Origin of the sequence: Paraburkholderia sp. BL23I1N1, assembly GCF_003610295.1 — a bacterium.
GTDB lineage: Bacteria > Pseudomonadota > Gammaproteobacteria > Burkholderiales > Burkholderiaceae > Paraburkholderia.
On record NZ_RAPV01000001.1, the window covers coordinates 2,028,530 to 2,040,340 of the forward strand.

At 62.9% G+C, this 11,811-nt stretch carries 10 protein-coding genes; 9 read left to right on the forward strand and 1 reads right to left on the reverse strand.

Annotation, left to right across the window (positions count from 1 at the left end):
* Window positions 1-93 precede the first annotated feature (93 nt).
* From surE to rlmD, 6 genes are all read left to right on the forward strand, one after another.
* A complete protein-coding gene (gene surE, locus B0G76_RS09690; RefSeq protein ID WP_120291649.1) occupies window positions 94-852 on the forward strand; it encodes a 5'/3'-nucleotidase SurE in 759 nt (252 codons plus the stop codon).
* On the forward strand, window positions 849-1,868 hold the full coding sequence (locus tag B0G76_RS09695) for a protein-L-isoaspartate(D-aspartate) O-methyltransferase (RefSeq protein WP_120291651.1): 1,020 nt from the start codon (window positions 849-851) through the stop codon (window positions 1,866-1,868). Before surE ends, B0G76_RS09695 begins: the two co-directional genes overlap by 4 nt.
* A gap of 5 nt (window positions 1,869-1,873) precedes the next feature.
* On the forward strand, window positions 1,874-2,812 hold the full coding sequence (locus tag B0G76_RS09700) for a peptidoglycan DD-metalloendopeptidase family protein (protein ID WP_120291653.1): 939 nt from the start codon (window positions 1,874-1,876) through the stop codon (window positions 2,810-2,812).
* An 11-nt stretch (window positions 2,813-2,823) separates the two neighbouring features.
* On the forward strand, window positions 2,824-3,903 hold the full coding sequence (rpoS, locus tag B0G76_RS09705) for an RNA polymerase sigma factor RpoS (RefSeq protein WP_120291655.1): 1,080 nt from the start codon (window positions 2,824-2,826) through the stop codon (window positions 3,901-3,903).
* Between the two features lie 4 nt (window positions 3,904-3,907).
* Entirely contained in the window at window positions 3,908-4,684 is a 777-nt protein-coding gene (locus B0G76_RS09710) for a 3'-5' exonuclease (protein WP_120296277.1), read from the forward strand.
* A gap of 155 nt (window positions 4,685-4,839) precedes the next feature.
* Window positions 4,840-6,258 (forward strand): 23S rRNA (uracil(1939)-C(5))-methyltransferase RlmD, encoded by a 1,419-nt coding sequence (rlmD, locus tag B0G76_RS09715; protein ID WP_120291657.1) that lies wholly within the window; start codon window positions 4,840-4,842, stop codon window positions 6,256-6,258.
* A gap of 117 nt (window positions 6,259-6,375) precedes the next feature.
* Here the strand turns inward: rlmD and B0G76_RS09720 are convergent, their stop codons facing one another.
* Complete coding sequence (locus B0G76_RS09720) at window positions 6,376-7,236, reverse strand: outer membrane protein assembly factor BamD (protein WP_120291659.1); 861 nt, start codon at window positions 7,234-7,236, stop codon at window positions 6,376-6,378.
* A 38-nt stretch (window positions 7,237-7,274) separates the two neighbouring features.
* Between B0G76_RS09720 and B0G76_RS09725 the strand changes: the two genes are divergently transcribed.
* From B0G76_RS09725 to phaC, 3 genes are all read left to right on the forward strand, one after another.
* The gene (locus tag B0G76_RS09725) at window positions 7,275-8,561 is read left to right on the forward strand and encodes an RluA family pseudouridine synthase (protein ID WP_120291661.1); all 1,287 of its coding nucleotides are present in this window, start codon (window positions 7,275-7,277) and stop codon (window positions 8,559-8,561) included.
* On the forward strand, window positions 8,558-9,415 hold the full coding sequence (pgeF, locus tag B0G76_RS09730; RefSeq protein WP_120291663.1) for a peptidoglycan editing factor PgeF: 858 nt from the start codon (window positions 8,558-8,560) through the stop codon (window positions 9,413-9,415). The genes B0G76_RS09725 and pgeF overlap by 4 nt, the downstream gene beginning before the upstream one ends.
* Before the next feature lie 542 nt (window positions 9,416-9,957).
* On the forward strand, window positions 9,958-11,796 hold the full coding sequence (gene phaC / locus B0G76_RS09735; protein WP_120291665.1) for a class I poly(R)-hydroxyalkanoic acid synthase: 1,839 nt from the start codon (window positions 9,958-9,960) through the stop codon (window positions 11,794-11,796).
* Window positions 11,797-11,811: the final 15 nt, after the last annotated feature.

An 11,811-nucleotide genomic window follows, 5' to 3' on the forward strand; every position in this document is an offset into this window, starting at 1 on the left:
CGGCGCGGAGCCCGGCGCGTGCGCTTTGCATGTGATGCGCGCACCGCCTGCTGTGTCGTTCGCGTGCCTTCTTTCCTCGGTTACAATCGCCGCATGCGAATCCTAATCAGCAATGACGACGGCTATCTGGCGCCCGGCCTTGCCGCGCTTTACGAAGCGCTCAAGCCGATCGCGGACGTCACCGTGATGGCGCCCGAGCAGAACTGCAGCGGCGCGTCCAATTCCTTGACGCTGTCGCGTCCGCTTTCGGTCCTGCGTTCGGCGAACGGTTTTTACTACGTCAACGGCACGCCAACCGATTCGGTGCACATCGCACTGACCGGTATGCTGGACCACACGCCCGACCTCGTCGTCTCCGGCATCAACAACGGCCAGAACATGGGTGAGGACACGCTCTATTCGGGCACCGTCGCCGCCGCCACCGAAGGCATCATGTTCGGTGTGCCGGCCATCGCCTTCTCGCTGGTCGACAAAGACTGGGTGCATCTCGAAGATGCCGCGCGTGTGGCCGCCGAGATCGTCGCGCATTACCTCGCGCAACCGTTGCCGGGGCATCCGCTCCTGAACGTCAATATTCCGAACCTGCCGTATGAGCAACTCGGCGGCTGGCATATCACGCGTCTCGGCAAGCGGCATCCGTCGCAGCCGGTGATCCGCCAGACCAACCCGCGCGGCGAACCGATCTACTGGATCGGCCCGTCGGGGAGCGCGCGCGATGCGAGCGAAGGCACCGATTTCCACGCTGTCGCCAACGGCCAGGTGTCGATCACGCCGCTGCAGCTCGACCTGACCCACACGCAAATGCTGCCCGCAGCGCGCGACTGGGCGCGTGCCGGCAGCCGCGCTTCATGACCAGCGAGCGCGCAAAGCGCTTTCCGCTCGGCCTCGAAGACCTGGTGCGCGAACCGCGCCGAACAGAAGGGCGTCCGGGCGACGTGCGCGCGGCAGCACTCGCCGCGAGCGCGGCGCTGAACGCGCGCCAGCAACCGGCAAAGAATTCGCCGCCTGGTTCCGCGGGGAAGACCCCAGCGAAGTCGCCGGCGAGGGCACAGACTCAAGCTCAGGCGACTTCGCACACAAAGCCGCAAGCCAAACCCCGCGCAACTGCCATCGCGCAAGGTGCGGCAGTGCGCGCCGCGCCAAAACTTGCGCCGCTAAACAAACCCGCCGCCAAACTCAACGAGCGGACTTCTGTGCCGAACGTCGCGTTGAACGGTGCTTTGGCGCTGACTTCGGAACGGGTTCGCGAACGGATGGTCGAACGCCTGCGTGCGAACGGTGTGACCGATCAGCGCGTGTTGAACGCGATGTCGGTGGTGCCGCGCCACATGTTCGTCGACCCGGGCCTCGCGGCTCAGGCCTATGAAGATGCCGCGCTGCCGATCGGTCATCACCAGACGATTTCCAAGCCTTCGGTGGTCGCGCGGATGATCGAACTGGCGGCAGCCGGCCGCGCGTTGAACAACGTGCTCGAAATCGGCACCGGTTGCGGCTATCAGGCTGCGGTACTGAGCCAGGTGGCGCGGGATGTTTATTCGATCGAACGCATCAAGCCGCTGTCCGAACGCGCGAAGACAAACTTGCGTCCGCTGCGCATTCCGAACATCCGGTTGCACTATGGCGATGGCCGCCTGGGGCTGCCGTCGGCGGCGCCGTTCGATGCGATCGTGATCGCCGCGGCCGGGCTCGACGTACCGCAAGCATTACTTGAACAACTCGCGATCGGCGGCCGTCTGGTCGCGCCGGTCGGCTCGCAGGAAGGCCAGAACCAGGTGCTGACCCTGGTCGAGCGCCTCGGGCCCGCGCAGTGGCGCGAGTCGCGGCTTGATCGCGTTTTCTTTGTACCCTTAAAATCCGGAGTGATTTGACACCGATGAGTATGTTGCGCGCGATGCAAAGAACCAGACTGAATATGCCCATGACCGTAACCCAGCGTAGCGTGTGCGTGCTCGCCTTGTCCCTGTTGATGTCGGCTTGTGCGACCCGCCTCGATCAGGCGCCGGTCGTCGACCGCTCCGGCAGTGGCGCGCTCGGCACGCAAGCCGCGCAGCAGCCGGCCGTGCCGCTCGGACCGCCGCCGCCGGGCTACTATCGCGTGAAGCCGGGCGATACGCTGTACCGGATCGCGTTGGAGAACGGCCAGAACTACCGCGACATTTCGACGTGGAACAATCTCACCAATCCGAATCAGATTGAAGTCGATCAGTTGCTGCGCGTCGTGCCGCCTGGCGCGAACACTGCTGCCCTGACGCCGGGCGTGTCGACGGCACCGATCGGCGGCGGTGGCGCAGTGCAGAGCGCGCCGCTTGGCAGCACGCCGTCATCGGCCGGTGCCGCAGCGGGTGTCGCGGCGTCGCCGATCTATGGTTCGGGTGCGAACAACGCGTCGCTGACGCCACCGGCCAATCCGGGTGCCGCGAGCGACTCGAGTGCCGGCGCCTCCGGCAACATTGTGTTTGCATGGCCGGTGCGGGGGGCGCTGCTCGGCACGTTCAACGATTCGACCAACAAGGGTATTAATATCGGCGGCGCGGCTGGCGATCCGGTCAAGGCTTCGGCGGATGGACGCGTGGTTTACGCTGGAAATGGGCTGCGTGGTTACGGTAATCTCATTATCATCAAGCATGATGCAACTTATCTCACGGCGTATGCACACAACCGCGCTTTGATGGTAAAAGAAGGGGATGCGGTGACCAAAGGGCAGAAGATCGCCGAGATGGGCAATAGCGATTCCGACCGCGTGATGTTGCATTTCGAAGTTCGCCGGCAGGGTAAACCTGTCGACCCACTGAAGTATTTGCCGCCGCAATAAGCGATACGACCATGCCGAAATCGAAGCGCCGCCTGCCGCAAGCCGAGTCTGAGACGATTAGCCGCGTCACGTCCGCTTCGGTGGAGGATAGCGGCGCTTCGGATGCGGAAGAAGAGATCGTGGAGGAGCGCGATCTCGACGAACGCCAGGGCGCGGAAGAAGTCGGCGAGGGTCGCGAAAGCGCGAGCGAAGCGCCGCCCGACGTAGACGATTTCCGTGCGCTGCTGCAAGCCGAGCTGACGGCCGACACGATTCAGCATTACCTGAACCGCATCAGCGTCAAGCCGCTTCTGACCGTCGAGGAAGAGCAGAAGTATTCGCGTCTGGCGAAGGCCGGCGAGTTCGACGCGCGGCAAGTGATGATCGAGCGCAATTTGCGGCTTGTCGTCAGCATCGCGAAGGGTTACCTGAACCGCGGCGTGCCGCTGCTCGATCTGATCGAAGAGGGCAACCTCGGCCTGATGCACGCCATCGAGAAATTCGATCCCACACGCGGCTTCCGTTTCTCGACGTATGCCACCTGGTGGATTCGCCAGAGCATCGAACGCGCGATCATGAACCAGGCGCGCACGGTGCGTTTGCCGGTGCACGTGATCCGTGAGCTCAATCAGGTGCTGCGCGCGAAGCGCCATCTGGAAAAGAATTCGATGAATTCCGGGGAAGCCGCCGAGCGCCGCGACGCCAGCATCGACGACATCGCGTATCTGACCGGCAAGACCACCGACGAAGTCACCGACATTCTCGCGCTGAACGAACACACCGCATCGCTCGACGCGCCGCTCGATCTTGACCCGGCGAGCAGCCTGCTCGATCTGCTGTCCGACGATCAAAGCCAGTCGCCGGATGCCGAAGTGCAGCATCGTGAACTGGAAACGCTTACACGTGCCTGGCTCGCGCGGCTGTCCGACAAGCATCGCCACGTGATCGAGCGCCGCTTCGGGCTGAATCATATCGAGCCCGCCACGCTCGAAGAGCTGGCCGACGAAATGGGCCTCACGCGCGAGCGTGTCCGCCAGATCCAACAGGAAGCGCTGGTGCGGTTAAAGCGCTTCTTTGCCTCCAACGGTGTTCGCAAGGACGCCGTTCTATAAGCTGATGACACCGATTCTTGTTTTCGACATCGAGACGATTCCCGATGTCGCCGGCATTCGCCGCCTCGAAGATTTGCCCGCTACGCTGAGCGACGCCGAAGTCGCCGAGCACGCTTTTGCGGCGCGCCGGGAAAAGACCGGTAGCGATTTCCTGCCGCACCACCTGCAGCGCATCGCGGCGATTTCCTGCGTGTTCCGCGACAACAACGGTTTCCGTGTGCGCTCGCTCGGCACGCTGGAAGACGGCGAGGCGGCGCTCGTGCAGTCGTTTTATCGCGTGATCGAGAAGTACACGCCGCAGCTCGTGTCATGGAACGGCGGCGGGTTCGACTTGCCGGTGCTGAACTACCGCGCGCTGGTCAACGGTATTCCGGCGTCCCGTTTCTGGGACCTCGGCGAGGACGACCGCGAGTTCAAGTGGAACAACTATATCAGCCGCTATCACGCGCGTCACACCGATCTGATGGACGTGCTGGCGATGTATCAGGCGCGCGCCAACGCGCCGCTCGACGCGCTCGCGAAGATGTGCGGGTTCCCCGGCAAGATGGGCATGGACGGCAGCCAGGTGTGGCACGCGTACCAGGAAGGGCGCATTGAGGAAATCCGCAATTATTGCGAGACCGACGTCGTCAATACGTACCTGCTGTATTGCCGCTTCCAGCTGATCCGCGGCGCGTTCTCGGCCGAGGAGTATGCTGACGAGATCAACCTGGTCAAGAATGCATTAGCGCTGGAAGCGGCGCCACAATGGGCTGAGTATCTGGCCGCGTTCGATCAATAGACCGCAATAATCTGATGGCGAAGGGATTCGCGGCACGCGAATCGATTATGGGGCGGGTGAGCAGGCGCTAGCGGCCGCAGCCGCTCCAAATCATTGGCAACGACGAGGCTTCGTCTACAATCTCGCCTTTCCCCAAGTTTGTCAGGAAGTCGCAGGTGTCCCGAACTGCCCCCCAACGCCGCTCGCCTAAGCGCCAGAAGGCGCCCGCTCCGGTCAAAGCGCGCGTCATCACCGGCAATGAGCCGATCATCGAAATCGTTTCGCTCGATATGGAAGCGCGCGGCGTAGGCCGCATCGAGAGCGAAGACGGCACGCCCGGCAAGGTGGTTTTTGTCGAAGGCGCGTTGCCCGGCGAGCGTGTCAGCTACTCGACGCATCGCAGCAAGTCGAAATTCGAGCAGGCCGAGGTTGTCCAGGTGTTCCGCGAAAGCGTGCTTCGCACCAAACCGAAATGCAGCTACTTCGATATCTGCGGCGGCTGTTCGATGCAGCATCTCGACATCCGCGCCCAGATCTCGGTCAAGCAGCGTGTGCTCGAAGACGATTTCCAGCATCTGGCGAAGCTGCGCCCGGAGACGATATTCCGGCCGATTCACGGACCGGCGTGGGGCTACCGCTATCGCGCGCGTCTGGCTGTGCGCTATCTGCCGGAAAAGGGTGGCATGCGGATCGGCTTCTACGAGAAGAAGAGCAGCCAAATCGCCGATATGAAGACCTGCGAGGTGCTGCCGCCGCACATTTCGGCGATGCTGATGCCGCTGCGCTTCATGATCCGCAAGCTGTCGATTTACGATCGTATGCCGCAGATCGAACTCGCGGTCGGCTCGTCGGTCACCGCGCTGGTGCTGCGCAATCTCGCGCCGCTCACCGCCGCCGACGAACAGGTGCTGCGCGATTTCGCCGACGAACACAAGATCCAATGGTGGTTGCAGCCGGGCGGTCCTGAGACGGTTTCGCCGTTCTATCCGCTCGACGTGCAACTCGACTACACGCTGCCGGAATTCAACATCCGGATGCCGTTCAAGCCGACCGATTTCACCCAGGTGAATCACGCAATCAATCGCGTGCTGGTGAGCCGCGCGCTGCGTTTGCTGGCGCCGGCCAGCACCGACCGCGTGCTCGATCTGTTTTGCGGGATCGGCAATTTCACGCTGCCGCTCGCCCGGATTTCGAAGGAAGTGGTGGGGATCGAGGGTAGTGACGTGCTGACTTCGCGCGCGCTGGCCAATGCCGAGGTGAACGGTGTGGCGGGCCACACGTCGTTTGCCTGCCGCAACCTGTTCGAAGTCACCGCCGACGACATGCGCGCGCTCGGCCATTTCGACAAATTCCTCGTCGACCCGCCGCGCGAAGGCGCGCTGGCGGTCGCCAAGGCGCTTTCGGAGATCGCACAGAGCGGCAATGGGCCGCTACCCAGGCGTATTGTCTACGTGTCGTGCAATCCGGCGACGCTCGCACGCGATTCGGGCGTGCTAGTGCATGAAGCCGGCTACCGGCTGGTGGGGGCGGGCGTGGTGAACATGTTCCCGCACACTTCGCACGTGGAGTCGATTGCGTTGTTCGAGCGGGACTAAGGGCGCCTGATGCGAGCCTGTGGTGCATGGGCTGACGGCGCTCCACAAACAGAAACGCCACGACCGAAGTCGTGGCGTTTCTGTTTGAAGCTTCAGGTTAAAGCGTCTGGTCGAGGCTTAGAACTGCCACCAGGACTTTTCCTTACCCGGCCTTGCATGGCCGGTGATGTACGGGCTGTCGGGAAAGGTGCCTGCCAGAATGCGCTTCGTGTCGTCGGCCAGTTGCGGCTGATTCAGCTTCTCGTACGACAGCATCATGATGTGCAGTGCGTCTTCGATAGCCGGCGCGTTCTTGTATTCCTTCAACGCCAGTTGCGCGCGGTTGATCGCGGCGACGTAGGCGCCACGGCGATAGTAGTAATCCGCCGCGTGGACTTCGTGCGACGCCAGCGCATTCACGATATAGCGCATGCGTTGCGCGGCGTCCGGCGCATACTTGCTGTTCGGGTACCTGTCGACCACGACTTTGAACGCGTCATACGACTCGCGCAGCGACTTCGGATCGCGCTCGCTCATGTCCTGGCCGGAGAATCGGCCGAACAGACCGAGGTCGTCGTTGAAGTGGATCATGCCCTTCAGGTAGTACGCGTAGGCGATGTCCGGGTGATCCGGATGCAGCTGGATGAAGCGGTCGATCGCCTGGTCGGCGGCGGCGTTTTCGTTATCTTTCCAGTTGCAATACGCGACGTTGATCTGCGCCTGCTGGGCAAAGTGACCGAACGGGTCGCGGCCTTCGAGCATCTCGAAATACTTGGCGCACTTGCCGAAATCACCACCGGACAGAGCGTCGTTCGCCTCCGTATATAATTTGTTGTTGTTCCACGTAGCCGTCTCGTCGGTCTTTTCCGGCAGGCCGTGACAAGCCGCAACAACGGCGACGGCTGCGGCACATGCAATGTATCCGGCCACTTTCCGGGCCGCCTTCTTGATGGCCGCCAAATTGATCGCCGCTTTAGTGATGGTGTTCAAGGCTCGCATTTTCCAGTCTAGCTTTACGTCCAGGTGACCCAGACTCAATGACCCGCTCAAATACTCCAGGTGCCGCACACGGCGCCGGGAATAGCAACAAAGATTATAGCGTAAGCGCTGACCCCTCCGACGCGTTGAGCGTCGATTCACTCGACGACGATCTCGGCAGCGACGCGCTTGCTCTCTCCGGCCCGCAAAGCACGGTGCCGACGGTGGCGAGCCGGGTGGCGGACGAGACGCCGCGCCACGTCGTCGTGCCCGACGAAATGGCCGGCGAACGCCTCGACAAGGTGCTCGCCCGTGTCTTTCCGGAGTTTTCACGTAACCGGCTGCAAAGCTGGATCGAGTCGGAGCGCGTGCGCATCGACGGCAAGCCGGCAAAAATCCGTCAGCCGGTGCCGCTTGGCGCGACGATCGAGCTCGTGCCCGATCTGCTGCCGGAACAACTCGCGTTCACGCCCGAGCCGGTGCCGCTTGAGATCGTCTACGAGGACGACACGCTGGTGGTCATCAACAAGCCGGCCGGCATGGTCGTGCATCCGGCGGCCGGCAACTGGAGCGGCACGGTCCTGAACGGCCTGCTTTACCGCTATGGCGACGCCGCCGCGGGCCTGCCGCGTGCCGGTATCGTCCATCGGCTCGACAAGGAAACGTCCGGTCTGATGGTGGTGGCGCGCACGCTCGAGGCGCAGACCGATCTGGTGCGCCAGCTCCAGGCGCGCACGGTGAAGCGCCGTTATCTCGCGCTGGTGTGGGGCAACATGCCTGAAGAAGGCACGATCGACGCGCCGATCGGCCGCGATCCGCGCGAACGCACCCGCATGGCGGTAGTGACGAGCGCGTCGGGCAAGGCGGCGCGCACGCATTTTCGTCGCGTGGACACGGCGATCTGGCAGCGTCAGCCGGTCACCGCGATTCATTGCGATCTGGAGACTGGCCGCACCCATCAGATTCGCGTGCATTGCGCGCATATCGGCCATCCGCTGCTCGGCGATCCGATCTATGGGCGCGCGCGCGGCAAGCGCTCGGTGACGCCGTTGCCGGACGGTTTCGCGCGTCAGGCGCTGCATGCATGGCGCCTCGGCCTGATCCATCCGCAAACCGGCCGCACCATGCAGTGGCGCGCCAATGCACCGGAAGACATGCAGGTGCTCTCGGCGGCGCTCGGTCTCGGGCGTGACGATGCGGGCGAGTTCGACGAGACGTACTATGAGGAAGACGACTACGACGCCTCCGCGGACGACTACGCTGACGAAGACGAAACACACGGCGGCGGCGATCACGACGATCAGGACGAAGGCGACGACGAACACGACGAGGACGGTCACGCATGAGCTTGCCCGAGCTGAGCTTTGCCGATGTTGTGCAACCGGCATGGAACGTGTCACCGCGGGTGCGCGCGCTCGTCACCACGCGCAACGGCGGCGTGAGCGAGCCGCCGTTCGGCCGCTGGCAGGACGGCATGGACCAGCCCGGCGGTCTGAATCTGGGGATGAAAGCCGGTGACGATCCTGTCGCGGTCGCAACCAATCGTGCCCGGCTATTAAGTCTGGCAGGTGTAGGCGAGACCGCCTGGCTCGAGCAGATTCACGGCGCCGGCATAGTGCGTGCTGAAGATGCGCTCGCGCAGTCTCGCGCAAGCGGTACGCCGACACGAGCGGACGCCAGCGTTACCGATCGGCCCGGCACCGTGTGTGTCGTGATGGTCGCCGACTGCATGCCGGTGCTGTTGTGCGACGAAGCGGGACGCGCGGTCGGTGCGGCCCATGCCGGCTGGCGTGGCCTCGCAGCCGGCATTGTCGAACAGACCGCGCAGTGCGTTGCCGATCTCGCTGGCGTCGCGGCCTCGTCGTTGCACGCCTATCTCGGCCCGGCGATCGGACCGGACGCTTTCGAGGTAGGGGCAGACGTGCGTGACGCCTTCATGAATGGCGTGGACGGCGCACAACGCGAGGCCACCGCAAACGCATTCGTTACGCATCCGCACAACCCCGGCAAATATCTCGCCGATCTCGCTGCGCTGGCGCGCTTGCGCTTGCAGCGGCTCGGCGTGACGCGCATTGTCGGCGGCGATCTGTGTACGGTCACGCAACGTGAGCGTTTCTATTCCTATCGCCGCGATCGCGAGACCGGCCGCATGGCCGCGCTGATCTGGCTGGACGATCAGGCGCAGACGATCGCGGATTAAGCGAGCCGGGATGGCGCCCACCACGGTGGGCGTGACGTCGCCCTGGAGCACGCGCATGAGGGTTTGTTCGGAGGCGTGGCACGCTTTTTTGCTGCGCTGCCGGAATTCGTCACACGTGTGTAGATCTGCGGCAAAAGTGTCCGCATGCGAACACATAAAACGCCATAAACTCGTGCAACACGGGAGCTTTTTCCTCCTGTGTCTACACCATTGAACCCTTGTCTCAAAAGCGCGATCTGCTACACAGGGAAAACGATAATTAAAAAACTATCGCACTGCGGCAAAATCGGGAACAAGCATTGACATGCCTTGCGATGGGGAGCAAGAATGTTCCTCACAGTTCCTCGTACATGGGACAGGGCGTGACAGGGTCGCGAGCAATCGCCCACGTGCGCATGAACCTGCCTCTCAACCCGTCCGCAAGGACTTACCGGTCAAAAGCAGGTATGGCAGCATCACATTCCTCAGCTTCCCCCAGCACGGACTCCTCAACGGAGCACACGCAGCAGGCCGGTACGAGCGGTGCAACACCGGCCGCAGGCATGCAGCAGTTATTCGACGCCTGGATGAGCGCATGGCGTTCGCTCGGCACGCCGCCTGGCGGCAATGGCACGCATTTCCCGATTCCGCAAATGCCTCAGATGCCGCCCATGGGTATCCCCGCAATGCCGCAAATGGGCTTGCCGCAGATGCCGTCGTTCCCCGGCATGCCTGACTTCAGCAAACTGGCTGCGGGATCCCTGCCGTCATTGCCTTCATTCGCCGGACTCAATATTCCGGGCGCCGCGATTCCCTCGGAGCGTCTGCAAAAGCTGCAAGCCGATTATTCGCGCGAGGCGATGGAGTTGATCCAGCAGGCGGCCACCTCCACGGCGAAAGCCCCCGAACTCAAAGATCGCCGCTTCAGTTCGGACGCGTGGAGCGCGACGCCGGCCTACGCATTTACCGCTGCGTGGTATCTGTTGAACGCACGCTATCTGCAGGAAATGGTCGACGCGCTCGAAACGGAACCGAAGATGCGCGAGCGCATCCGTTTCGCTGTTCAGCAATGGACCGCGGCGGCATCGCCCAGCAACTTTTTCGCATTGAATCCGGAAGCGCAAAAGACCTTGCTGGATAGCCAGGGTGAGAGCTTGCGGCAGGGCGTGATGAATCTGCTGGGCGACTTGCAGCGCGGCAAGATTTCCCAGACGGACGAATCACGTTTCGTGGTCGGCGAAAATCTCGCGACCACCGAAGGCTCGGTGGTGTTCGAGAACGACCTGATTCAGTTGATCCAGTACAAGCCGCGCACGGCTACCGTGCGTGAGCGGCCGCTGCTGATCGTGCCGCCTTGCATCAACAAGTTCTACATTCTTGATCTGCAACCGGAGAACTCGCTGGTCGCGCACGGGCTCGATTCGGGTCATCAGGTGTTCCTGATTTCGTGGCGCAGCGCGGATGCATCGGTCGCGGGCAAGACGTGGGACGACTACATCGGCGAGGGCGTCCTCAAAGCGATCGAGACGGTCAGCAAGATCAGCGGCCGCGAGCAGATCAACACACTGGGTTTCTGCGTGGGCGGCACGATGCTGGCCACGGCGCTGGCGGTGGCGGCAGCGCGCGGCCAGCATCCGGCCGCGTCGATGACCTTGCTCACGGCAATGCTCGATTTCTCGGACACGGGCGTGCTCGACGTGTTCGTCGACGAGGCGCATGTGCAGATGCGCGAGCAGACCATTGGCGGCAAGAACGGCAGCGCGCCGGGATTGATGCGCGGCATCGAATTCGCCAACACCTTTTCGTTCCTGCGGCCGAACGATCTGGTGTGGAACTACGTTGTAGACAATTATCTCAAGGGTCGCACACCGGTGCCGTTCGATCTGCTGTACTGGAACAGCGATTCGACCAGCTTGCCGGGCCCGATGTACGTCTGGTATCTGCGCAACACGTATCTTGAGAATCGTCTGCGCGAGCCGGGTGCATTGACCACCTGCGGCGAGCCGGTCGACCTCTCGAAGATCGACGTGCCCACTTTCATCTACGGTTCGCGCGAGGACCATATCGTGCCTTGGCAAACCGCCTATGCGTCGGCGCCGCTGCTTACCGGGCCGCTGAAGTTCGTGCTCGGCGCGTCGGGTCATATCGCGGGGGTGATCAATCCCCCGGCGAAGAAAAAACGCAGTTACTGGACACTGGAAGGCGACGTCAAGGCGTTGCCGGAAAGCACGGACGAATGGCTCGATCAGGCAACCGAAGTGCCTGGCAGCTGGTGGCCCGAATGGACCACGTGGCTCGATCAGTTCGGCGGCAAGAAAGTGAAGCCGCGCGCCTGCGCCGGTTCCGCCGAATTCCCGGTGATCGAGCCGGCGCCCGGGCGTTATGTGCGGCAACGGGAGTAGGCTTTAGCGTGCTTC